At 67.9% G+C, this 24,262-nt stretch carries 19 protein-coding genes and 1 pseudogene; 10 read left to right on the top strand and 10 right to left on the bottom strand.

Going from position 1 to position 24,262, the window contains the following annotated elements:
• Positions 1-31: 31 nt before the first annotated feature.
• Complete coding sequence (locus B7R24_RS07235; RefSeq protein ID WP_116418285.1) at positions 32-1,213, top strand: agmatine deiminase family protein; 1,182 nt, start codon at positions 32-34, stop codon at positions 1,211-1,213.
• A pseudogene (locus B7R24_RS07230) lies at positions 1,210-2,973 on the top strand (amidase); the annotation flags it as partial. The gene B7R24_RS07235 and the pseudogene B7R24_RS07230, both read left to right, overlap by 4 nt.
• Before the next feature lie 816 nt (positions 2,974-3,789).
• Here B7R24_RS07230 and B7R24_RS18060 read toward each other — a convergent pair.
• Positions 3,790-6,195 (bottom strand): alpha/beta fold hydrolase, encoded by a 2,406-nt coding sequence (locus B7R24_RS18060; RefSeq protein ID WP_253259319.1) that lies wholly within the window; start codon positions 6,193-6,195, stop codon positions 3,790-3,792.
• Positions 6,196-6,270: 75 nt separating this feature from the next.
• Between B7R24_RS18060 and B7R24_RS07220 the strand changes: the two genes are divergently transcribed.
• Both B7R24_RS07220 and B7R24_RS07215 read left to right on the top strand, forming a co-directional pair.
• Complete coding sequence (locus B7R24_RS07220; protein WP_116418283.1) at positions 6,271-6,909, top strand: TetR/AcrR family transcriptional regulator; 639 nt, start codon at positions 6,271-6,273, stop codon at positions 6,907-6,909.
• A 24-nt stretch (positions 6,910-6,933) separates the two neighbouring features.
• Positions 6,934-7,827 (top strand): 3-hydroxyacyl-CoA dehydrogenase, encoded by an 894-nt coding sequence (locus tag B7R24_RS07215; protein WP_116418282.1) that lies wholly within the window; start codon positions 6,934-6,936, stop codon positions 7,825-7,827.
• On the opposite strand, the gene B7R24_RS07210 is transcribed toward B7R24_RS07215, so the two are convergent.
• From B7R24_RS07210 to B7R24_RS07190, 5 genes are all read right to left on the bottom strand, one after another.
• Positions 7,824-8,240, bottom strand: coding sequence for a hypothetical protein (locus B7R24_RS07210; RefSeq protein WP_116418281.1), 417 nt, complete (start codon positions 8,238-8,240; stop codon positions 7,824-7,826). The genes B7R24_RS07215 and B7R24_RS07210 overlap by 4 nt on opposite strands.
• 136 nt (positions 8,241-8,376) lie before the next feature.
• Complete coding sequence (locus B7R24_RS07205; protein WP_147303993.1) at positions 8,377-8,673, bottom strand: hypothetical protein; 297 nt, start codon at positions 8,671-8,673, stop codon at positions 8,377-8,379.
• 35 nt (positions 8,674-8,708) lie between these two features.
• A complete protein-coding gene (locus tag B7R24_RS07200; RefSeq protein WP_116418279.1) occupies positions 8,709-10,091 on the bottom strand; it encodes a hypothetical protein in 1,383 nt (460 codons plus the stop codon).
• On the bottom strand, positions 10,088-10,279 hold the full coding sequence (locus B7R24_RS17765; protein ID WP_147303992.1) for a hypothetical protein: 192 nt from the start codon (positions 10,277-10,279) through the stop codon (positions 10,088-10,090). The genes B7R24_RS07200 and B7R24_RS17765 overlap by 4 nt, the downstream gene beginning before the upstream one ends.
• A 363-nt stretch (positions 10,280-10,642) precedes the next feature.
• Positions 10,643-12,409, bottom strand: a complete 1,767-nt coding sequence (locus B7R24_RS07190) for an HNH endonuclease signature motif containing protein (RefSeq protein WP_116418277.1) — start codon at positions 12,407-12,409, stop codon at positions 10,643-10,645.
• 194 nt (positions 12,410-12,603) lie between these two features.
• Here B7R24_RS07190 and B7R24_RS07185 point away from each other — a divergent pair, with 194 nt between their 5' ends.
• Positions 12,604-14,517, top strand: coding sequence for a DEAD/DEAH box helicase (locus B7R24_RS07185; protein ID WP_116418276.1), 1,914 nt, complete (start codon positions 12,604-12,606; stop codon positions 14,515-14,517).
• 235 nt (positions 14,518-14,752) lie between these two features.
• On the opposite strand, the gene B7R24_RS07180 is transcribed toward B7R24_RS07185, so the two are convergent.
• Positions 14,753-15,994 carry an aminotransferase class I/II-fold pyridoxal phosphate-dependent enzyme gene (locus B7R24_RS07180; protein ID WP_116418275.1) on the bottom strand — a complete coding sequence of 414 codons (1,242 nt, stop codon included), beginning with the start codon at positions 15,992-15,994 and terminating at the stop codon, positions 14,753-14,755.
• A 182-nt stretch (positions 15,995-16,176) separates the two neighbouring features.
• On the bottom strand, positions 16,177-16,647 hold the full coding sequence (locus B7R24_RS07175) for a DUF6234 family protein (protein WP_116418274.1): 471 nt from the start codon (positions 16,645-16,647) through the stop codon (positions 16,177-16,179).
• 123 nt (positions 16,648-16,770) lie between these two features.
• Here B7R24_RS07175 and lepB point away from each other — a divergent pair, with 123 nt between their 5' ends.
• Complete coding sequence (gene lepB, locus B7R24_RS07170) at positions 16,771-17,481, top strand: signal peptidase I (protein ID WP_116418273.1); 711 nt, start codon at positions 16,771-16,773, stop codon at positions 17,479-17,481.
• Here the strand turns inward: lepB and B7R24_RS18385 are convergent.
• Positions 17,478-18,722: an NYN domain-containing protein gene (locus B7R24_RS18385; protein WP_367302612.1), complete on the bottom strand. Its 1,245-nt coding sequence runs from the start codon at positions 18,720-18,722 to the stop codon at positions 17,478-17,480. The two genes, lepB and B7R24_RS18385, sit on opposite strands and share 4 nt — an antisense overlap.
• A gap of 161 nt (positions 18,723-18,883) precedes the next feature.
• On the opposite strand from B7R24_RS18385, the gene B7R24_RS07160 reads away from it, so the two are divergent.
• Entirely contained in the window at positions 18,884-19,477 is a 594-nt protein-coding gene (locus B7R24_RS07160) for a GrpB family protein (RefSeq protein ID WP_116418272.1), read from the top strand.
• Here B7R24_RS07160 and B7R24_RS07155 read toward each other — a convergent pair.
• A complete protein-coding gene (locus B7R24_RS07155; RefSeq protein ID WP_116418271.1) occupies positions 19,474-20,799 on the bottom strand; it encodes an LLM class flavin-dependent oxidoreductase in 1,326 nt (441 codons plus the stop codon). The genes B7R24_RS07160 and B7R24_RS07155 overlap by 4 nt on opposite strands.
• Before the next feature lie 121 nt (positions 20,800-20,920).
• Between B7R24_RS07155 and B7R24_RS07150 the strand changes: the two genes are divergently transcribed.
• From B7R24_RS07150 to B7R24_RS07140, 3 genes are read left to right on the top strand one after another with little or no spacing between them, the layout of a single operon-like run.
• Positions 20,921-22,312, top strand: coding sequence for an O-acetylhomoserine aminocarboxypropyltransferase/cysteine synthase family protein (locus B7R24_RS07150; RefSeq protein ID WP_116418270.1), 1,392 nt, complete (start codon positions 20,921-20,923; stop codon positions 22,310-22,312).
• A gap of 60 nt (positions 22,313-22,372) precedes the next feature.
• A complete protein-coding gene (locus tag B7R24_RS07145) occupies positions 22,373-23,467 on the top strand; it encodes an S-(hydroxymethyl)mycothiol dehydrogenase (RefSeq protein ID WP_116418269.1) in 1,095 nt (364 codons plus the stop codon).
• Positions 23,467-24,096 carry an MBL fold metallo-hydrolase gene (locus B7R24_RS07140; protein ID WP_116418268.1) on the top strand — a complete coding sequence of 210 codons (630 nt, stop codon included), beginning with the start codon at positions 23,467-23,469 and terminating at the stop codon, positions 24,094-24,096. The genes B7R24_RS07145 and B7R24_RS07140 overlap by 1 nt, the downstream gene beginning before the upstream one ends.
• Positions 24,097-24,262: the final 166 nt, after the last annotated feature.

Genomic DNA, 24,262 nt, shown 5'->3' with positions numbered 1-24,262 from the left:
GGCGTGCTCCCGCGCCGGTAGGGTATCGGGCATGACCTGGCTGATGCCCGCTGAGACCGCCCCGCACGACCGCATCTGGATGGCGTTTCCCCGGGCGTGCCGAACGCTGAGCATCGGTGACCCGCAGGGCGCCTACGAGGCGTGGACGGCGGTCGCCCATGCGGTGGCCGACTTCGAGCCGGTCACGATGGTGGTCGATCCGAGCGAGCTGCGGCGGGCCAGGCGGATGCTGTCGGCCGGAATCGAGCTGGTCGAGGCACCCCTCGACGACTTCTGGATGCGCGACTTCGGCCCGACCTTCGTACTCCGGGAGGACGGTGGTGACGGAGGCGGCAGCGACGGATCCGACAGCACGAGCGGCAGCGCGCCCGCCAGCTCCCCCACCCTTGGCGCGGTCGACTGGAGATTCAACGCCTGGGGCGGCGGACCGCACGCCGAATACCGCCACGACGGCGAGATCGCCCGGCTCGTCGGAGCTCTCGCGGGCGCAGAGCCCGTCCCGTCGACGCTCGTGAACGAGGGCGGTGCGATCCACGTCGACGGCGAGGGAACGGTGATCATCACCGAGACCGTGCAGCTCGATCCGCTCCGCAACCCGAACCTCGACAAACAGCGGGTCGAGGCCGAGCTCCTGCGCACGATCGGTGCCACCCACGTGATCTGGCTGCCGCGTGGGCTCACCCGCGACTACGAGGAGTACGGAACCCGTGGCCACGTCGACATGGTCGCGGCCATACCGAGCCCCGGAACGGTGCTGCTGCACCAGCAGCAGAACCCCGATCATCCGGATGCCGCGGTGAGCCGCGACCTGCGGGCGTTCCTTCAGACGACGCAGGATGCGGCCGGCCGCGACTTTCACATCGTCGACCTGCCGGCACCCGCTGCACTCGAAGACGCCCACGGCTTCGTCGACTGGAACTACGTCAACCATCTCGTCGTCAACGACGGGATCATCGCCTGCGGCTACGACGACGACCGGGCAGACGGCCGGGCCCGCGAGGTTCTGGCCGAGGCGTACCCGGGGCGGCGGGTCGTGACCGTCGATGCCCGGGAAATTCTCCTGCGGGGCGGCGGCATCCACTGCATCACCCAGCAGCAGCCGTCGGTGCCGACCGGGCAGATCCAGCCGACCCTTCCCACCGCACCGACCCTGCCCACCTCGCCGACCCGGCAGGCCCCGCCGACCCGGCCCACCGCGCCGACCCGACCATGACGGAGCGCGCCTTCACCGTCGTCGAGACGAGCATCGCCGACCTCGTCGCAGCCCTCGCGGGCGGCGCGGTGACCAGCGTCGACCTGGTCGCCCGCTACCTCGACCGCATCGCGCACTTCGACCACAGCGGTATCACGCTGAACTCCCTCGTCGTTCTGAACCCCGACGCGTTCGACGAAGCCCGCGCCGCCGACGAGCGCCGCCGGCGCGGTGAGGTGCGGGGACTGCTCGACGGCATCCCGTACACGGCCAAAGACAGTTTCTGCGTGCGCGGACTCACCGTGGCAGCCGGTTCGCCCGCGTTCCGCGACCTGGTCGCCACCGATGACGCGTTCACGATCGCACGCCTGCGGGCGGCCGGGGCCGTGTTGATCGGCCTCACGAACATGCCGCCGATGGCGAACGGCGGCATGCAGCGGGGTCTCTACGGCCGCGCCGAGAGCCCGTACAACCCCGGCTACCTCACCGCCGCCTACGCCTCGGGTTCCTCGAACGGATCGGGCACCGCCACGACCGCGAGTTTCGCCGCGTTCGGCCTCGGCGAAGAGACCTGGTCGTCGGGCCGGGCACCGGCGTCGAACAACGGCCTGGTCGCGTACACGCCCTCCCGCGGCGTCATCTCCGTGCGCGGCAACTGGCCGCTCGTGCCGACGATGGACGTGGTCGTGCCCCACACCCGGTCGGTGGATGATCTGCTCATCCTGCTCGATGTGATCGTGGCCGACGATCCCGACTCCCGCGGCGACTTCTGGCGCCAGCAGCCCTTCGTCACGATCCCGCCCGCGTCGACGGTGCGCCCGGAATCGTACCGGCAGCTCGGAACGGCAGCCCCCGCCGACACCCTGCGCGGGCGGAGGCTGGGCATCCCGCGGCTCTACATCGACCGCGACGACGCCGTGTTCTCGCCGATCGAGACCAGGGCCTCCGTCATCGAGCTCTGGGTCGAGGCCCGGTCTGCCCTCGAAGCGCTGGGTGCCGAGGTGGTCGAGGTCGGGCTGCCGATGGTCTCGAACTACGAGGGCGACCGGCCGGGTGCGCCGACGCTGGCGACGCGCGGATTCGTGCCTCCGCAGTTCCTCGAAAGCGAGCTGTGGCAGCTGTCGATGCTCGGCTGGCACGACTTCCTCGCCGCGAACGGAGACCCGGAGCTCCACGCGCTGGCCGACGTCGACGGGGCTCTGATCTTTCCTGCGCCAACGGGTGCCCTGTCAGACCGGTACGGGATGCACAGCCCCGGTCACAGCTCAGCCCGGGCTCACGTCGATAACACTGACGCCGACAATACTGACGCCGACAACACCGACGTCGACAATACGGACGTCGACCTCGCCGACTACGTCACCCGGGCCCGCCGCGACGGAATCACTCCGCTCGAAAACATCCCCTTCCTCGAAGAGGGCCTCCGCGGGCTCGAACGCACACGGCGAGTCGACCTCGAAGACTGGCTCGACGAACTCGGCATCGATGCCCTCGTCTTCCCTGCCGTCGCCGACGTGGGCCCGGCCGATGCCGACGTGAACCCCGATTCGGCTGCCCTCGCCTGGCGGAACGGCACGTGGGTCGCGAACGGCAACCTCGTGCTGCGGCACCTCGGTGTTCCGACGGTCACGGTGATGATGGGGGTGATGGCCGACACCGGGATGCCCGTGGGCCTCACCTTCGCCGGCCGGGCCTACGACGACAGTGCTCTGCTCGCCTACGCACACGCTTACGAGTCCGGGGCCGGGCGCCGCGTGCCCCCGGGCAGAACACCCCCGCTTGAGAATGAGCGGAACACACGGATGCCCGCGGCCGTGCTCACCCAGACCGAAGCGGTCACGCTCCAACTCCGAGCCACAGCCACAGAGGTCGACGGCGGACTCGGGATCACCGTCACCGGTACCGCGGTCGGAGCCCTGCCCTCAGACGCGGTGGACCTGAGTATCAACGGCACCACCACACCGCTGACTGTCACCACACCGCTGACCGGCACTACGGCACCGTCCGCCACCAAACCACTGACCGCCACCAAACCGCTCACCGGCACCACGGCACCGGCCGGCACCGGCACGGCACGCGAACCCGCGCTCTTCAGCGCCACCGCGTTCCTCCCCACCCGAGACCGTCCGCTTCCACACAGTGAATGGGGCGGCCCGCACGACCCGCTCGTCGTGGCGACCCTCAGCCGCGGGGGCCTGGTCATCGCTGGCGCGTTCACCACGGCGCCGACCGACCCGTTGTTCGTCGATCGTGCACCGATCGCCAACTGAACGTCGCGCTGCGTCTCGATGCGTCTCGCTGCGTCTCGCTGCGTCTCGATACGTCACCGCTGCGTCGCGATACGTCACGGCGCTTCGCGGTACCTCTCGGCGCTTCTGGATGCGTCTCGGTGCGGCCCGGTGGAGCCAGCGGAAACCCGACCGGCCCCACACGGGAGCTTCGCAGTCACCGCCCGATCCCTAGGAAAGACCTTCATTCGACGATGGGTGCCTGCTCACCCACCGCCTCAGTGAGCCGGGGGGTTCGCAGCGACACCATCGGGCCGCAGTAACCAGTTTCATGCAGATGAATAAAGTCTGCGATTCCCAGTTCGGGGGCTACCCAAACGCGGGACAGCTCCGATGAGATTCGCCCGCACTTCCCGCGGCCTTCTCGAGAAACTGTTCCACGACATCGCGGAACTCGTCGGGTCGTTCGATCTGCGGCATGTGGCCTGTGCGCTCGAAGACATGCGCAGACGCGTGGGGCAGGGCCTTGGTCGCCGCGCTGTGCTGGCTGAACGGCAGAACGTGGTCATGGTCGCCCCACAGCACGAGCACGGGGATGTCGAGTCTCGACACCCGGGCGAGCAACCGTGTGCGCCATTCCGGGCGCACTCCGCGAAGGGTGCCGAGGTCGTGTGCGACATCGAGCGTCGTCTGCGCGTGCGCCCGCCGCCGGGCCAGAGCGAAGGAGTGCCGGATGCGGGCATCCGTCGCCAGGGTTTTGTCGTAGAAGACCGACTCGACGGTGCGCTTCGAGTTCGCGGGGTTCGGCCGCATCAACAGGGCACCGAGCGGCTTGATCGCGAGCAGCCGCAGCACGAGGGTGACCTCCGCGCCGAAGCCCGCACTGTCGGCGAGCACGAGCGACGAGACCCGCTCGGGGTGCGCGACCGCGAACGTCATCGCCACGGCGCCGCCCAGGGAGTTGCCGATCACCGGGAGCGGCTCCGTCAGGCCGACCGCGTCGAGGAAGGCGGGCAGGATGCTCGCCAGCCCCTCGAGCGTTGCGGTACCCGTCAGACGCTCGGAGTAGGCGAAACCCGGGAGGTCGAGGCTGTAGACGGTGTGGTTCTCAGAGAGGCGGTCGTGCTGCTCACTCCAGTCTTCGAGGCTCTGGCCGATGCCGTGCAACAGCAGAACGGGGTCGCCGCTGCCGGTGGTGCGATACCGCAGTCGTACCCCGCCGACCTTGACGAACGCAGTGCCGGGCAATTCGAGCGGACGTGCCTTCTCCGGTGTCGAGGTTCTCCGCCGCCCGAACCGCACGCCGTCGGAGATCCGCCCCAGGCGGAACAGCCGGAAGTCACGCAGGTAGTTCTGGTGCAGCCGCCAGGGCGACTTCTCCCCCTGCCGCGGCAGGCTCGCGGCGTTCCGCAGCACGTACCCGGCCTGCAGGTCGATGAGCGGAACGAGGGTGCCGCGCAGAACGGAGGCCGGGGCATCCGGAGTCACCGTCTGGTAGCCGTGCCTGTGCATGTGCTTCAGCAGTCGCACCACATACTCGGCCACCAGATCGGCCTTCAGCGTCCACGAAGCGTTCGTGTAGCCGATCGTCAGCGAGAAATTCGGTACCCCGGCGAGCATCATGCCCTTGTAGCTGAGTTTCTTCGACACATCGATCGTCCGTCCGTCGACGCTCAGCGTCATTCCACCGATGACCAGCAGGTTCAGGCCCGTCGCTGTCACGATGATGTCGGCATCGAGCGTCTTGCCCGAGTCGAGCCGGATGCCGGTGGCCGTGATCTCGGCGATGCCATCGGTCACCATGTCGGCATTCCCGCGACTGATGGCGCGGTAGAGATCGCCGTCGGGAATGGCGCAGAGACGCTGGTCCCAGGGGTTGTAGGAGGGCGCGAGATGGGTGTCGACATCGAAGCCGGCCGGCAGCTTGGCGACTGCGGATGTTCGCAACAGCTTCTTCATCGTCTCGGGCCGACGGCGGCTGAGCTGGTAGGTGAACATCGAATAGCCGATGTTCTTCGCGCGCACGGCGTTGTAGGCGAGCTGCGCGGGCAGCCGGCGGCGCAATCGGTCGGCTGTGCGATCCTTCGACGGCACGGCGGCGATGTAGGTGGGCGAGCGCTGCAGCATCGTGACCTGGGCCGCCGTCTTCGCGAGCGACGGAACGAGGGTGACGGCGGTCGCGCCGCTGCCGATCACCACGACGCGCTTGTCGGCGTGGTCGAGGTCGGTGGGCCAGTGCTGCGGATGCACGATCCGGCCCTCGAAGGTATCGGCTCCCGGGAGCGCGGGGGTGTACCCCTCGTCGTAGCGGTAGTACCCCGAGCACACCGAGAGGAACGAACAGGTGAAGGTCAGGGTCTCTTCGTCGCCGCCGCCACTGTCGCCCTGTACGTACTCGGCCGCGGAGGTTCGCACGGCGGTGACCGTCCAGAGGGCGGTCTCGCTCGAGAACGCGGCACTCAGCACGCGCGTGTTGAGTCGGATGTTGGGGCGAAGGCCCTCGTCGTGGATGGTCGCGGTGATGTACTCGCGAATGGAGTCACCGTCGGCGATCGCCTTCGCGTCGGTCCACGGGCGGAACGAGTAGCCGAGCGTGTACATATCGGAGTCGGAGCGGATTCCGGGGTACCTGAACAGGTCCCACGTGCCGCCCACGGCGCTCCGCGACTCGAGGATCGCGAAGGTGGTGCCGGGCATCCGGCGTTTCAGATGGCTGGCGGCCCCGATTCCGCTCAGGCCGGCTCCTACGATCAACACATCGACGTGCTCTGTCATGCCTCCACTATAGACACAGTGTCGATTTAATCAACGCACTGTTGATACAACCCGGTTCGTGGTTACAGTGAAGGCATGGCCACACGCGGACGTCGATCTCCCCGCCTCTCCGGCGACGAACGCCAGGAGGCCATTCTCGCGACGGCCGAGCGTCTGCTCGCCGAGAGGAACCTCGACGAGATCTCGATCGAAGACCTCGCGCTGGGCGCCGGCATCTCCCGGCCGAGCTTCTACTTCTACTACACGTCGAAAGACGAGGTGTTGCTCGCGCTGCTCGATCGCGTGATCTCCGAGGTGCAGGCCCAGGTCGCTGCCCTGCCCCGTACGTTCGATCGAGAGCCCCGAGCGGCGTGGCGCCGTTCGATCGGTGTCTTCGTCGATGTCTTCGCGGCCCATCGGGCGGTATCAGCCGCCGCGATCGGTGCCCGACTGCGCAATCCGGAAGTGCACGCGCTCTGGTCGACGGCGATGCAGACGTGGGTCGGATATGCCACCGACGTCATCGTGGCCGAGCGGGCGCGGGGTGCGGCATCCGGCTCATCGACGGATGCCCGCGACCTCGCCATCGCCCTGAACCTCATGAACGAACGTGTTCTGTCGGCGGCTTTCAGCGGTGAGTCCCCGGCGATCGAGCAGACCCGGGTGCTCGACGTGCTCTCGGGCATCTGGATCCGCAGTATCTACGGCTCTGACACGACCCCGCACCCCGCCTGACTGACTAAAAAAGAAGGAAGAATCATGCCAGACATCACCACGGTCACTGTTCTCGGAACCGGCGTGCTCGGTTCGCAGATCGCCTACCAGGCCGCGTACTTCGGGTACGACGTCACCTCCTACGATCTCGACGACGCGATTCTGGAGAAGGCCCGCGGACGATTCGTCCAGCTCGCGGGTCTCTACACGGCCGACGGCATGCCGGGCGCCGCAGACGGGCGCGCCGACAGGGCAGCAGCCGGCATCCGCCTCACGGCAGACCTCGGCGAGGCGGTCGCCGACGCCGACCTCGTGATCGAGGCGGTACCCGAGCTTCTCGAGCTCAAGCGCGACACCTACACGAAGCTGGCTGAACTGGCGCCGGCGAAAACCATCTTCGCGACCAACTCCTCCACGCTGCTGCCGAGCGACCTCAAGGCATTCACCGGCCGGCCCGACCGCTTCCTGGCTCTGCATTACGCGAACCAGGTCTGGCGGAACAACACCGCTGAAGTCATGGGAACGATCGACACCGACCCAGAGGTCTATGCCTCGGTCGTCGCGTTCGCGACGGGGAGCGGACTGGTTCCGATCGAGCTGAAGAAGGAGAAGGCGGGCTACGTTCTGAACTCGCTGCTGGTTCCGTTGCTGAGCGCAGCGGCCGGTCTGCTCGTCGAAGGGATCGCCGACACCGAGACGATCGACAAGACCTGGCGGCTCGCCACGGGTGCGCCCGCAGGCCCCTTCCAGATCTTCGACGTCGTGGGTCTGACCACGGCCTACAACATCACTGCGGCGAGCCCCGACCCGAAGTCACAAGCCTTCGCAGCGCTCCTGAAGTCGGAGTACATCGACCAAGGCAAGCTCGGAATCGCGACGGGCGAGGGTTTCTACACGTACGGCACCCAGACCGCCGGGAGCCAATCCGCGGAGAACTAGACCGCCGGGCCGAGCAGCACAGAGATCAGCGTGACGGCGCCGCCGACGATGAACATCATGGTGCCGAGCTGCATGGTGAGTGACTTGTTGCGGGAGGCCGTGGGCACGTCGACTTCGAGAATGGGGCACCCCGACCATCCGATCAGCCCGACGCTGATCGCAACGAAGCCCGCCCCCACCCAGAACGCCACGGCCAGACCGGCGGAGAGCACGGCCGGACGCCAACCCGACGAGAGCAGGATGCCGGCGACGATGGCCACGGCGCCGACGGCGGCGGCGAACCAGATCGTGCCCGTGCGCATGATGCGCTGAACGTTGACCTCGGGGCTCATCAGCTCATGCAACGGCTGCTGCGTCTGGTGCGTGCTCTGCGCGGAGCTGAAGGTTGTGATGTCAGGAGTCGTGTTGGTCACGAATCGTCCTTTCGAGAGTGCGAATCTGCCCTGCGGCAGACGGTACCACCACGGGTACGGTCACTGTAACGCCATGCTGGCGGAGAGGATTCCCGTTTCTGGGTGAATTCTTGCGCGATCCGCAAAGTTTTACCAGTCAGCTGTGCCATTCCGTCTCGGCCCGCGCGTGCTCCACTTCTCCGGTATCGATGTTCAGCGCGCCGAAACGCGCGGCCCAGGCGATGAGGGAACACCCGGGTCCTTCGATACCGACGACGTACCGCGCCGGATCGGTGGGGGTGGTGGGCGCGTTCGATAGCTCGTTCGGATGCAGCAGGGTGACGACCTCCGCTCCCGCGTTCTCGTGCGTGAGCTGGCGCGCGAGCGCGACGCCGACGGCCTCGTTCGAACCGTTCTCATGCCACGGCAGATAGAAGTGGTGATGTGCAGTCACTGCGGGGTACTCACCCGGCGAACGGTTCGGCATGGTCACGCCGCATTCACGATGAAGTGCGTCTCGCGGTCGACCGGCATCGGCTTGGACTGGGCCCCGGTGATGATGTAGGCCCGCAGTCGTCGACCCGAGACATCCTGAACCACCACATCCGTCACTCGCTGCCCGTTCGCTCTTCCATTGAACAGCCGCGGAATGGCCACCGTGAGGCACCCCTGGTTGTTCGGGTGGCCTCCGCTGATCTCGCCGGGATCGATGGTGATGTGAACCCGTGCCGACGGGAGCCAGGTGCCGAAGAACATGTGCGAGGCCGTCCACTCCCACCAGTCGATCGAGATCTTCGGCAGGATGTGGGTGATGTCTCCGACGACGTGCTCGTGGTTGATGCCCGTGAACCGGAACCCCGGCGCCATCTTCGTGTTCGCATTGTGCTCGATACGAACACGACGCGTCGTCGGACTGCTGGTCGCCGTGGCCATGCTCGGCGTACCCCCGGCCGTAGAGAACGTCAGTGACGACACGAGCGAATGGTGCAGATAGGAATCCTCGACAACCGGACGTGTCGACGCATTGAAACCGATCGGCGAACCGCCCACACGGGTACCCGCCACCGTGCGACCGTCGACCTCCACAGTGGAGATGTACGTGTCGACGTCGTGATATCCCATGATCTGGAACGTCTCGCCGGGCGGCGAGTTCGAGTCCCCCCACTCTGCTGCGATGAAGGTCGAGTTGAGGATCTTCGCCCGGCGCCCCCAGTACACCGACAACCCGTGGTAGTTGTGCCCCGGCCGAAGCGGGTTCGCCGCGGATTTCGGCTGAACCGTGCCGGTCAGCACCAGGCCGTCGACGATCACCTGCTTGCCGGATCGCGAGTTGTTCGGTCCCAGTCGCAACAGCGCCAGCGGATTGGTCGCCCCCGGAGACGGCTGCGACGGCACCAGCGCCGCCTTGGTCGAGGTCAGCGGAGTGATCGTGTACGACGCATTCCGCACCGAGAGCGTCGACGGCAGATACCAACAGTAGTTCGACTGCGAGAAGTTGCGACCGTAGACCCGTCGCGTCACGTTCGCGGCAATGGCGCCGTACCCCGATCCCCCGACGGTGACGACTCCGGATGCCGCGGCTGCCGTTCCCGCGTCGCTTGCTGCCACGCCGGCCGCGGTGCCGGCCGCGGTTTCTGCCGCGGTTCCGGTTCCGGCCACCGCTCCGGTCGCAGTACTGGCCGCAGTTCCGGCCGCAGTTCTGGCCGCAGTACCTGACGCAGTTCTGGCCGCAGTACCTGCCGCGGCGGTAGCACCAAGCGTCGCCGCGGAACCCGCCATCCCCGCCGCGATCACCGGGACAGACCATGCGGCCAGCCTCAGCACCGCCCGCCGGTCTACCCGCCCCGGCGCACCTGCCTGGTCGGCATTCATGTCACTGTCAGTGCGACTGTCATCGGCAGCGCGACTGTCACCGGCAGCGCGACTGTCACCGGCAGCGCGACTGTCACCGGCAGTGCGACTGTCATCGGCAGTGCGACTGTCACCTGCAGTGCGACTGTCATTGACAGAGACAGAGCTCTCGCCGCGGTCAGTGCCTTTTTCTTCGTCGGCATTGACATCGACATTGTCTTCGTTTAGACCGCTTTTGACACTGTCTTTGTCCACGTCGGCATTGGTCTCGTCGTTCATGTCACCCCTAGGAAAGGTGTCGCCCGCTGACTACGAGCGTTTCGATCTCGCCATCCTAGGTCACCCCTGCACATACGGTCGCTTCCGCGGAAGTTGCATCACACACCGATCAGCCTGCGACAGGGCCCCGGGTTCGACAGCCCCACCCCCGCAGCGCGCTGAGGCCGGGCCAGAACCACGATCCCGAGCGCGCTGAGTTTCAACGTGCCGTACCAGGCAGCGTTTCAGCGCGCGCTTCAGGACCCAACCGGGCAGGTCGCCGGGCTACGGGTATCGGGTGCGACCACCACCAGTCAGAACGGGGGCGGAATGGCGACTCCCAGGGCCGGGTCGTCAGCGAAACGGGGTGTGGATCGGGTTGGGTGTGTCACGGGGGTGGGGTCGACGTGGTATTCGAAACCGGCGGGGGAAGTCCAGGTGACAGAACCGTCTGGAGTCTGTTCGATTCTCCAGGTGGTGTGGTGTTTGACTTTGTGATGGCTGGTGCACAGCGGACTCAGATTGCCGAAGTCGGTGCCGCCACCGTCGGTCCAAGCGATTGTATGGTCGAGGTCGGCAGTTGCGGAGGGCTGGCAGTCGAGAGGGAAGGTGCATTCGGTGTGAGTCAGCCGGATCAGTTCGTCGAGATCGGCGGGTGGTTTGTACCGTTCGCGCCCGTAAGCCAGGGCGGCCCCGGTGATGGGGTCGGTGAGCACCCGCCGGAAGGAAGGGGCGGTTCGGCTGAGGAGCAGTGCGGTGTGCTGGTCTATCGGCCCATAGCCCTCAAGCTCCGCTGAACCACCGCCACCCCACCCGGCGATAAGGTCAGCGAACGTTTCGTCTACCTGCGACCCGACCCCGACAGGGGAACCCGCGCAGCGACCACCAATCTCAAGGCCGAATTCAGCTTCGGCGGCCGCAGGCTCGGTAGCTGGTGCGGCCAGAGCAGCAGTCCGCGTCGGAGTGACAGTCCGCGTCGGAGTGACAGCCGCAGGCTCGGCCGCAGCCGCAGCCGCAGCCGGGGCAGCAGTCCCCGTCGGAGTGACAACCGCGGGCTCGGCAGCAGCCGCAGGCTCGGCGGCAGCCGCAGCCGCAGCCGCAGCCGGGGCAGCAGCCGGACGGATTCGAGTGGTGAGGAGGGTGAGGATGGGGACGGTGATGTTGACGCGGGCGCGGATGCCGGGGGTGACGGTGGGGATCTGGGTCTCGGCGTTGAGCATCAGGTCGGTGAGGGTGTCCACGCGCAACTGGGTCAGGGTGCGGGGGTCGCCCGAGTTCTTCGCTGACCGGCCCAGTTCTGTGGCGCGATTGTAGATCGCGACCGCTTCGACCGCCGGGAGGTAGAGGGAGAGGTATGCCATTCCGTCTGAGGCGGGTTCGAGGTAGAGACGGCGGCAGGCCGCGGCGTCGGTGTGGCGCTGGATCGCGGTATCCGGTTGCGCATGCTCGACCGCTGAGCGCGCGAGCCTCTCGAGGCGCTGCACGGACACCTTCTTGGCGGCGGGAAGGAGTTCGGCCTCGTAGGCGGGCAGGCAGTCGGCGGGCAGGGTTCGGGAACATTCGACGATCTTCTCAGCGTGGCGGTAGGAGATGGTGCCTGATCGGAGGGCGGTCATCGTCGAGCTGAACACGCCGGTGAGGCCCTCGCTGGTGTGCAGGAGTCGGCGGGCGTCGCTTTCGCTGAGATGCAGGGCGACAGCGAGCTCAGTGGTGACCTCGCGCTCTGCGACCATCTGGCTCGACCACTGCGGGCCACCGCGGAAGGTGTCCTGCGAGTGCAGACCCACACCCGCCAGTCGGGCCTCCTCGACCAGCGCCGCGTGCTCCGCCTGCGCCGCAGCCAGCAGGCGGTGACTCTGCAGCACCGCGGTCACCGCCGCCGCGAAACGCTCCCTCCGCGACCCTCGTGACTCCTCCCGCGACCCTCGTGACTCCTCCCGTGACCCGGGCGACTCTTCCAGTGACTCAGTCGGCGGCTCCCGTGGCGACTCTGGGCGCGACGAGAGCGCTGGCGCGTCGGCGGTCCGCGGGGCGACGGCCGAGCCGACGGGCGGTCGTTCGGTGAGTATTGCTCGGGTCATGCGGACAGTCAACCACGGGCATCCGACACCCGACGCCACGCGCCCGAAACGGTGGACAAACTCGCGAAACGGCCGCCTGTGGAGGAGAGAAAAGGGCACGAACGGGTCGCATCCATCCCCTCACAGGCCGCAACCCCGACCCTGACTATTCACAGGGCCCCAACGACCACCGTTGTACGACTAGCGTTAACGGAATGACCACCGATACGAACGCCGAGGTTGAGGCCGACGCTGCCGACGCCGTGCCCACCTTCTCCGACCTCGGGCTGAGCGACGCCGTACTCAAAGCCGTGCGCGAGATCGGCTACGAGACGCCGTCTGCGATTCAGGCCGCGACCATTCCTCCCCTTCTCGCCGGGCGCGACGTGGTCGGCCTCGCCCAGACCGGCACCGGCAAGACCGCCGCCTTCGCCCTTCCGATCCTCTCCCGGCTCGACGTCTCGCAGAAGACTCCGCAGGCCCTTGTGCTCTCCCCCACCCGCGAGCTCGCCCTTCAGGTCTGCGAGGCTTTCGAGCAGTATGCCTCTCAGATGAGAGGTGTTCACGTACTCCCGGTCTACGGTGGCCAGGCTTATGGTGTGCAGCTCTCGGCGCTCCGACGCGGAGTGCACGTCGTCGTAGGCACCCCCGGCCGCATCATGGATCATCTCGCCAAGGGCACCCTCGACCTCTCCGAGCTGAAATACCTCGTGCTCGACGAGGCCGACGAGATGCTCAAGATGGGCTTCGCCGAAGACGTCGAGACAATCCTCGCCGACACTCCCGACGACAAACAGGTCGCCCTCTTCTCTGCGACCATGCCGGCGGCCATCCGGCGCATCTCGAAGCAATACCTGAATGACGCCGAAGAGATCACGGTCAAAAACAAGACCACCACGTCGGCGAACACCACCCAGCGCTACCTCATGGTGTCTTACCCGCAGAAGGTCGATGCTCTCACCCGCATCCTCGAGGTCGAGAACTTCGAGGGCATGATCGTCTTCGTGCGCACGAAGAGCGAGACCGAGACCCTTGCCGAGAAGCTGCGGGCCCGCGGATATTCGGCGGCAGCCATCAGCGGCGATGTCGTGCAGGCTCAGCGCGAGCGCACGGTCAACCAGCTCAAGTCGGGCAAGCTCGACATCCTGGTGGCGACGGATGTTGCGGCCCGCGGGCTCGACGTCGACAGAATCAGCCACGTGATCAACTACGACATCCCGATCGACACGGAATCGTATGTGCACCGCATCGGCCGCACCGGGCGAGCGGGCCGAAGTGGTGCTGCTATCAGCTTCGTCACCCCGCGCGAGCGCCGTCTACTGGGCGCCATCGAAAAGGCGACACGCCAGCCCCTGACCGAGATGAGGCTTCCGTCGGTCGACGACGTCAACGTCACCCGCCTTGCGCGCTTCGACGACGCCATCACGGCAGCGCTCGAGCAGCAGGAGCGCATCGCCGCCTTCCGCGACATCGTGGGCCACTACGTCGAGCATCACGATGTTCCCGAGGCCGATGTCGCCGCTGCCCTCGCCGTGGTCGCGCAGGGCGACACTCCCCTGCTGCTCACAGACGATCCGCGGAGCCGTCGGCCGGAGCGCGACGACCGAGGCACCGGCCGCGGCGACTATTCCGACGGCGCGCAGGGCGGCAGAGGTGGTCGCGACGACCGCGGCGATCGCTCGTCATACGGGAACACGGATGCTCGGGGCGAGCGTGCAGAGCGCCAACCCCGCAGCTCCAAGCCCATGTCTCAGTACCGCATCGAGGTGGGCAAGCGACACAAGGTCGAGCCCCGCCAGATCGTCGGAGCGCTCGCCAACGAAGGCGGCCTGGGCCGGGATGACTTCGGGCACATCCAGATCCGCCCCGATTTCTCGCTGGTCGAGTTGCCGGCAGACATGCCGGGGGATGTGCTCGAGCGCCTGCGCGACACCCGCATCAGTGGAAAGCTGATCGAGATTCGCCCCGACCGCCGCGGAGGCGCCCGCAGCATCGAAGAGTCCCGGCGCACGACCCCCCGCTCCGGTTCGTCGTACGGAGATCGCGCTGAGCGCGGGGATCGTGGCGGCGCGGGTTCCGACCGGGGTGCCGATTCACAACGTGCGGAGCGCAAGCCGCGGCATAAATAGGGCGTCGCGACACGCACGCTGAAACGGCTGCGGCGTGCGCGGTGCGGTGTGGGCGACGCGACACGCACGCTGAAACGGCTGCGGCGTGCGCGGTGCGGTGTGGGCGACGCGACACGCCCGCTGAAATGGCTGCGGCGTGCGTGTTGCGGCAACGGCGGCGGCATGGGCGTTGCGGCAAGGGCGGCGGCGCGCGCCGCGCGGCAACGGCGGCGGCGGCCAGCGCGCGATCAGCTGGTCAGTACCCCGCCGTGGCCTGGGCGTGAAGTCCCTTCACGAACCCCGCAAGGCGTCGGAGGCCTTCCCGCAGCTCTTCGGGCGACGCAGCGTAGGAGAGTCGCACGTGCGTGTCGGCGGTGTGGGTTCCGAAGTCCCTGCCGGGAGTGAGCGCAACGTGTGCCTCCCGCAGGGCCCGCTCGCAGAACTCCCACGAGCCGAGGCCTGTGCTGCTCACGTCGAAGTACGCGTAGAACGCGCCGACCGGAGGCACCTCCACCGGTAGACCCAGGGCAGCGAGGCCGTCGAGCGCGATCATCCGGCGTTCCACGAGTTCGACGCGCCGGTCTTCGCAGACCGCGAGAGTCTCGGGCGTGAAGCACTGGAGCGCCGCATGCTGCGCCGGAGCGGACGCGCACAGGAAGTAGTTCATCGCGAGCCGCTCGATGATCGGCACCAACCGCTCGGGAACGATGCACCAGCCCAACCGCCAGCCGGTCATACCGAAGTACTTCGAGAAACTGCTGATCACGAGGGCATCAGGATCGATTGCAAGCACGGTTCGCGCTGGCGCCCCACTCTCGTCGTGGTCGGCCAGGTCGAGGTAGATCTCGTCGACGATGCGCCAGGCACCCCGCTCGCGCGCACGATCGCAGATCGCAGACAGTTCGGCGAGAGGGATGCTCGTTCCGGTCGGATTCGACGGCGATGCAATCATCACCGCAGCAGTACGGGCTGTCCAGGCGCGGTCGACGAGCTCCGAAGTGAGCTGATAGAGCGTGCTCGCATCGGTCGGAACCGCTACCGTTCGGCCCCCGAACGTCTGCACCAGCTGTCGATTGCATGGGTAGGAAGGGTCGGCCATGATGACCTCGTCTCCCGGGTTCACGGTCGCGGCGGCCAGCATCAGCAGGGCTGCCGACGCACCGGAGGTGATGACCACGCGGGCCGGATCGATGACGACCCCGTGCCGCTCGCGGTAGAAGGTCGCGACGAACTCTCGAAGCGCCGGGAGCCCGAGCGGGGGCGTGTAGGGCAGCGGGCGTCCGTCCATCGCCTCACGCATGGCGTTCCGAACGGCCGGCGGGGCTCCGAAACTGGGTTCGCCGATGCTCAGCCGCACCACGTCGTGCCCGAGAGCGGCCAGCTCGGCCGCCTCCTGCCCGAACTGAAGGGCGTAGAACGGCTCGACGGCCTGGGCGCGGTCGGAGACTCGCTCGGCACGCGCACCCGCGTGTGGAAGAGGGGGTCGTCGGTGGATCATGCTTCCAGCGTACCCAGAGCCAGCGACAGAGCTGGCGCCAGCAGACCCCGACTGCAGCTGATGCAGGCAGCAAACCACAGCAGCCAGCGGTACAGCTGGCGATACAGCTGGCGATACAGCTGGCGCCAGAGCAAACGGCAACAGCAGCGACAGCCCCCGACCACGGCAGCAGGCGTCAGCCCTCAGTTGCACTTTCCGCTGCCGCTGTAACACGGCTGGTAGTTCGATGGCAGGTCGGGTGCCGGTTCGGGCCCCGGGCGCCAGTCCACCTGTGGCGAGGTGATCACCAGCGCCAGAAGAATGGCCACGATCATGCCGATGCCGCCCAGTACGGCGAAAAGGAGGCCCCATCGGCCCCGGATGATCAGCGAGAGCACAACGGAAAGAGTCGCAGCCCCGACCGAGACGGCGGCGCAGACGTCGATTCTCACCAGCTCGCCCAGGGGCGGATCCGGCGTGGATCCGCCCAGCGTGAAATATGCGCCAAAGGCGAACCAGACCTCGGCGAGCCCGAAGAGCGCCGCCGTCACCAGGAGAAGAACAACCCCGGACTTCAGCACGTCGCGGCGTCCGGAACCGGCGCGCGGCGGCGGTGACCCTGAACCGCCCGCGGCGTCGGCAGCATCGACCGCGCCTGCAGCATTTCCCGTCACAGGCTCCCCCGATCATCCCGAACCTGATGATCACGTTCCACCCTCGGGCCAGCTTTCACCAGTCGGCATTTCGGCTGACACGCGCGCACCCCGGTGGCAGCGGATGCCCGTAGAGTACGCCGTGTGCAGAGACGACTGGCCCGGCAGCGACGCCCGAGAAGCAGATGGCAGTTCGCTCGCGATGTGCTCGTCATCCTGCTGATCGCGATCGTCGCGTCGACCCTGATCAGAACGTTCCTCGTGCGCTCGTTCTTCATCCCCTCGGCATCGATGGCGAGCACCCTCGTCGACGGCGACCGGGTTCTCGTCAATGAGCTCGAGCCGTCGCTGATCCCCCTCCAGCGCGGTGACGTCATCGTGTTCTCCGACCCGGGTGGCTGGCTCACCGCCACGACGCCTGAAACCCAGCCGCCCCTGGTCGCAGCCGTGAACGGGATGCTCGACCTCACCGGCATCTCACCGACCGACTCGAACGATCATCTGATCAAGCGGGTCATCGGGCTGCCCGGTGACCGTGTCGTCTGCTGCAACGCGGAAGGGCAGACGACGGTGAACGACGTCGTGCTCGACGAACCGTACCTGCACGACCCGTTGGCGACGACCCTCGCCGTTCCGTTCTCGGTGACCGTGCCGGCGGGCAGCCTCTGGGTCGAGGGTGACAACCGGGGTAACTCGAAAGACTCACGTCTGAACCTCGACACGCCGGGTGGGGGTTTCGTTCCCATCGCTGATGTCGTGGGCAGGGCGCTGGTGACGACCTATCCGATCACTCGGTGGACCTACCTCGACAACTACCCGGGAGTATTTGCGGGCGTGCCGGATGCGCCCGGCTAGCCCCAGGCATCCGCGTCGGGCCGGAGGCGGATCAGGCGCTGGGAGCCGTCATCCTGCAACTCGGCGACCTCGCTCCGGGAGGAGAGGAAGTCGGAGAACGAGCGGAAGCCGAGCGGTTTCTCGTTGAACGACGGGTCCATGCGGCGCATCTGCGTCTTGACCAATCCGGTGTTCAACCACTCCTCGGCGTCTCCCTTGGCGTGCCCGATCTGCAGCGCCCGCACCAGAAGCTCGGTGGCGACGGTCTGCGGGTCTGATTCCGGCACCGGATCGGGTTCGTCGAACAGAACCTCCTCCATGTGCGAGAACATCGGGATGGTGGTGACCCGGCGGGAGGTACCCGCGCCGGAGCGGGCCGGTGCGGATGCTGCATCCGGCGCAGCATCAGCTGCCGCACCCTTCGACGCGGACGCCGACGCGGACGCGGGCGCAGAAGCGGCCCCAGCAGCAGACGCAGAAGCAGACGCAGGCGCAGCCGCAGACCCCGCCGTGGCACGCGGGTTCGCGGCCGAACCCGAGGCCGACGCCCGCCGCGACCCCGTCGACGTCACCGCCGCAGCGCCCGACGACGACGTACCCGCACCCGCAGCACCAGCACCAGCACCAGCACCACCCGCACTCGCACCACCGGCACCCGCACCATCCGACGCACCCGCGCCACCCGACGCACCCTCGGCCGGCGCCGGCGTCACCTTCTGGATACCGGGCAGCGAGTCGTAGTCCTCGAACTCGTCGCAGGCGGCCGCGAGCGAGGTGCTCGTCGACCCGGCGACACCGATTCCCACCATGAACCGCCCGAGCCGCTTGGTCTTCTGGGCGAGCGCGATGTAGTCGGAGTCGCCCGCGACGATGATGACATGGGTGAGGTCGGGCAGGCGGAAGAGGTCTTCGACCACATCCACCGCGAGCCGGATGTCGGCGCCGTTCTTCGTTCCCCGCGTGGTCGTCGTGAACAGCTGCGTCAGGTCGACGGCGCGAGACATGAGCTGCCGCTGGTAGCTCGCGTTGATCGGAACCGACCAGTCCGCGTACGCCCGGTTGACGACCATCGTGCCGAACGAGGCGGCGAAGTCGATGATGGCACTGAAGTCGACCGTCGCCGCGGCCAGCCGGGCAACCACAGCGGGGTCGGCATCCGGTGCCCGCTTGTCGAAGTCGCGGATGTTGTCACGCTGGAAGGCCTGGCGTCCGTGCAACTGCTGGTAGCGCGAGATGACGATGTTGTCGAAGTCGATGTACAACCCGACCCGGGCCTCGTTCGGTTCAGTGATGGTGGGCTCCTCAGCGGCTGGCGGTCGCGGGCGCGATCCGGTGCACCCAGTCTGTTGCCCGCAGGGTGCCCCCGGCAACTCGCGAGCCTCCCGCGGTGGTCTGCCGATGGCCCGGATGCGAGAATCGGGCCATGACAGATGCCCGTGACGCCGAGCTCGACCGCGTGCTGATCGGGGGTCGCGAGAAGCGGGAGATCGTCATCGCCGACTACGACGGCGCCTGGCCCCTGCAGTACGCCCGCCTCGAGATGCAGATCCAGGATGCTCTGGGCCGGGTGGCCACGAACATCGAGCACATCGGATCGGCCTCTGTGCCCGGTCTCGCCGCGAAGCCGATCATCGATGTGCTGGTGGTCGTGCTCTCCCTGGAAGACGAGGCGGCGTTCCTGCCCGCCCTTGAGCGGGCCGGCTTCGTACTGCGGGTGCGCGAGCCCAGACATGTGCTGTTCCGCACGCCGGAGCGTGACGTGCACGTTCACCTGTATCCGCCGGGTGCCCCGCAGATCTCCGACTACCTCGTGCTGCGCGACCACCTGCGCACCGACGCCGCCGACCGTGACCTCTACGAGGCCACCAAACGCGAACTCGCCACGCGCCCCTGGGCCGACATGAATCACTACTCCGACGCGAAGACCGAGGTCATCGCCGCCATCCTGGCCCGCGCCCGGGACCGGACGTCGCGGAGGTTCGCGCGCGGGCCCCTGCCGCCGAACGGCGGCGCCTAGAAGTCGCGGAGGTTCGCCCGGAGGCCCCCTCCGCCGAACGAGGTACGGAGGATGCCCCGGCGGCGCAGTTCGGGAACGGTCTGGTCGAGCATCCGGTGGAGGGTGACGGGGTGCAGGTCGCCGTTGATGATGAAGCCGTCGTTGTCGGCGGACTCGCCGAGCTCCTCGACGAAGTCGGCGAACTGCGATGCGGTGCCGACGAACCCCGTGCCGTCGCTGAGGCTGCCCTTCTTCGCTTTGCGGGTCGCGATCTGGCGCACGGTGTCGGTCTCGAGCGATCCGCCGCGCCCCACGAGGTTGTCGATCGTGCCCCGCGAGACGTGCTGCCCGAACACCCCTTCGCCGATCGGCGCATCGAGGTCGAGCACCGTGAGGTCGGTCTCGAGGTCGCTCGACTGGGCGGCGAGCACCTCACGCAGCGCCTCGTCGGTCGGATGCTCGGACTCGGCGACCACGCGCCGCACCTCCTCCTCGCTGGCCACGATCTCCGGTTTGACGACGAAGAGAATGGAGATGTCCGACGGCCGGCGGCCCGCCGCGGTCGCGGCGGCATGGATCTTGGCGCGGTACGCCCGCACACTCGCCGAATCCAGCGGCGCCAGCGCCAGCTGCACATCGGACTGGTGCCCGGCGAAGGCCAGCCCTCGCCCCGACCCGCCCGGGGAGACCACGACCGGGTCGCCCACCCCCTCGGTGAACGGCAGCGCGTTGAGCGGCCCGTCGAGCGTGAAGTACTCCCCCTCGTGGTGGAAGGCGTCGAGCTTCGACGCATCCGCGAACCGGCCCGAGTCGACATCGCCGAGATACGCCCCCGCACCCCAGCTGTGCCAGAGCCGGCGAACCGCCCCCAGCCACTCCTCCGCGCGATCGTAGGCGGCATCGTGGGAGAGCTCGGGCAGCCCGAAGTGCCGGGCGCTCTTCACATCCGTCACCACGTTGAGGCCGAACCGGTCGCTGCTGAGGTGCTGGAGGGTCGCGAACTGTCGGGCCGCCAGGTAGGGCGGGTACGCACCGGCGTTGACGGTCGGGGCGATGCCGAGGTGCGTGGTCGCGGCGAACAGGTAGGGCGCGAGCATCAGCGGGTCGTGCTTCGGCCCGCCGTAGGCCGAGTCGACGCGCAGGCCGAGAGTGTCGGGCGAGCCGAGCGAGAGGGCGTCTTCGATGATCAGCAGGTCGAATCCCGCCTGCTCGAGCTCGCGGGCCGACTGCTGGTAGATGTCCGGGCGCTGCCAGGCGTAGTTCCACCGATAGTCGAGGCGCCCCCAGCCCTGCGGGCCGAAGCCCCGACCGAAGAACCAACCGAAGTGCTGCAGGCGTGACATGGCTCCAGTGTGAACGACCGGCGACGAAGCGCGCCCGAATGTTTCGCCGTGTGAAGTGCCGGGTGGCCGACCGGGCGTTGCGACCGTAGCGTTGCGGGATCGAGAGAGGCCGACCACCCGGATGACAACCACCCAGCAGGCGTACGGCGAAGACAACTTCGGGTTCGCCACCGAGCAGGTTCACGCAGGCGAGATCGTCGGCGGCGAGTTCGGTGCCCGCATCACCCCGATCTACCTCACCGCCGGCTTTCTCTTCGACTCGTTCGACCACGCGGAAGCCCGCTTCCGCGGCCATGACGGCGGGCTCGTCTACACGCGCTACGCCAACCCCACGAACGCCGCCGTCGAGGCGAAGCTGACCGCGCTCGAGCGCGGGGTGGACTCGCTGCTCGTCGCCAGCGGACAGGCGGCGATCACGGTCGCCCTTCTCGGCATCCTGAAGTCGGGCGACCACTTCCTCAGCACGCCGAGCCTCTACGAGGGCTCGAAGACGCTGTTCCGCGAGAACTTCGCCCGGCTCGGCATCGAGGTGGAATTCGTCGACGACCCGCACGACCTCGACGACTGGCGGCGGCGCATCCGGCCCACCACCCGGGCGATCTACGGCGAGACGATTCCGAACCCCAAGAACGACCTCATCGACATCGACCTCATCGCCGGCTTCGCCCGAGAACAGGGCCTGCCGTTCGTGATCGACAGCACGGCTTCCACCCCCTATCTGATCAGGCCCATCGAGCATGGGGCGAACATCGTCGTGCACTCGGCGAGCAAGTTCCTGAGCGGCCACGGTGCGTCCCTGGCCGGCGTGGTGGTCGACGGCGGAAACTTCGACTGGGCGCGCTACCCCGAGAAGTTCCCGCAGTTCTCGACCCCGATCGGTGTCGGCGCGGGTGGCGGCGAGAACGGCCCGGGCGGGCCTACCCTCGTTCAGAAGTTCGGACGCACCGCCTACCTCGAGTACACCCGTACCGTGATCGCCGGCCGGCTGGGCCCGACGCTGTCGCCGCTCAACGCGTTCCTGCTGCAGCAGGGCCTCGAGACCCTCTCACTGCGCGTCGAGAGGCACTGCCTCAACGCACTCGCCGTGGCATCCTGGCTCGAAGACCAGCCCGAGGTGCTGTCTGTCGACTATCCCGGTCTCGCCTCGAGCCCCTCGCACGCCATTGCCGTCAAGCACTACCCACGGGGCACCGGCTCGGTCTTCGGCTTCACCCTGGCCGGAGGGCGGGATGCCGCACGCACCCTCATCGATTCCGTCGAGTTGTTCAGCCGCATGTCGCACATGGGTGACGTGCGATCGCTCATTCTGCACCCCGGCACGACCTCGCATGCTCATCTGACGGATGACCAGCGGAGCACCCTCGGCATCCACCCGGGTCTCATTCGCCTGTCGATCGGCATCGAAGACGAGACCGACCTGCTGGAGGACCTCGAGCGCGCGTTCGCGGCCCTGCGGGCATCCGCCGGAATCGGCCGGCGCGAAGCCCCCGCCCCGGCCCTCGTCGGCGGGTGACGCCGGGTAGGGTGAAAGCGACCTGAGCACCACCCGCCGCACCCGAGGGAGCACCCGCCCATGCCCACAACCGTGACCGGCGTCATCGCACGATCCAAGGGCACGCCCGTCGAGCTCGTGAACATTGTCGTGCCCGATCCCGGGCCCGGTGAGGCCGTGGTCGACGTCGAGACCTGCGGGGTCTGCCACACCGACTACCACTACCGCGAGGGCGGCATCAGCGACGACTTCCCCTTTCTGCTCGGGCACGAGGCCGCGGGCCGGGTCAGCGCCATCGGTGAAGGCGTCACGAACGTCAAGGTCGGCGACTTCGTGGTGCTGAACTGGCGGGCGGTCTGCGGCGAGTGCCGCGCGTGCCTTCGCGCCGAACCCTGGTACTGCTTCAACACCTTCAACGCGACGCAGAAGATGACACTCGAGGACGGCACCGAGCTGAGCCCGGCCCTCGGCATCGGCGCCTTCGCCGAGAAGACGCTGGTGCACGCCAAACAGTGCACGAAGGTGAACCCGGATGCCGACCCCGCGGCCGTCGGCCTGCTCGGCTGCGGCATCATGGCCGGCCTCGGCGCCGCGATGAACACCGGCAACGTCGGGCGCGGTGACTCGGTGGCCGTCATCGGCTGCGGTGGAGTCGGCACCGCCGCCGTCGTCGGCGCAGCCCTCGCGGGAGCGAGCACCATCGTCGCGATCGACCGCGACCCGAAGAAGCTGGTCGCTGCGAAGCGGCTGGGCGCCACCCACGTGATCGACTCCAGTGGGCTCGACGAGGCCGGCGTCGTGGCGGCCGTCCAGGCGCTCACGAACGGCTTCGGTGCAGATGTGGTGATCGACGCCGTCGGCCGGCCCGAGACGTGGCGCCAGGCGTTCTACGCCCGTGACCTCGCCGGAACCGTCGTGCTCGTCGGTGTGCCCACGCCCGACATGATGCTCGAGATCCCCCTGCTCGACGTGTTCGGCCGGGGTGGGTCTTTGAAGTCGAGCTGGTACGGCGACTGCCTGCCCGAGCGCGACTTCCCGATGCTCACCGACCTCTTTCTGCAGGGTCGCCTGCCGCTGGACGAGTTCGTGACCGAACGCATCGGTATCGACGGGATAGAGCAGGCCTTCGCCAGCATGGCCGGAGGCACTATGCTGCGCTCCGTCGTGGTGCTCTGATGGCCGCCCGCATCGAGAACGTCGTCACCCACGGAACCTTCAGCCTCGACGGCGGCACGTGGGAGGTCGACAACAACGTCTGGATCGTCGGCGACGACACCGAGTGCGTCGTCATCGACGCCGCCCATGACGCCGATGCGATCCTCGCCGCCATCGGCGAGCGCACGCTGAAGGCTGTGCTGCTGACCCACGCCCACGACGACCACATCGATGCGGTCGCCGCCGTGCGAGCCGCGACCGGAGCGCCGGTGCTGCTGCACGAGGCAGACCGGATGCTCTGGGACGAGGTCTACCCCGACACCGCGCCGAGTTCCGGCTTCGCCGACGGCCAGGTCATCCCGGTCGCCGGAATCGAGCTCGGGGTGCTCCACACCCCGGGGCACTCCCCCGGCGCCGTGTGCTTCACAGCCCCGGCCCTCGGCACCGTCTTCAGCGGCGACACCCTCTTCAACGGCGGGCCCGGAGCGACGGGCCGCTCGTACAGCGACTTTCCGACGATCATCGAGTCGATCACCGCGAAGCTGCTCACGCTGCCCGCCGACACGGTGGTGCGAACCGGGCACGGCGACTCCACCACGATCGGGGCCGAGGCCCCGCACCTCGAGGAGTGGATCGCGCGCGGTCACTGAGCGTCGAGCTCCGGCGCATCCGCCCCGGTTCGACCCCCGGCGTAATATTCGGCCCCGCGGGCGGGCGACGTTGCTAGTGTCGTCAGCAGAAGAGCCGGGCATCCCGTTCGGCTCGGAGCGACAGCCGAGCCCGGCACCCGCCCCACCGTGATTCTTCGGAGGGCTT

Origin of the sequence: Subtercola boreus (genome assembly GCF_003399645.1) — a bacterium.
Lineage (GTDB): Bacteria > Actinomycetota > Actinomycetes > Actinomycetales > Microbacteriaceae > Subtercola > Subtercola boreus_A.
This window is presented reverse-complemented; position numbering and strand designations above follow the sequence as displayed.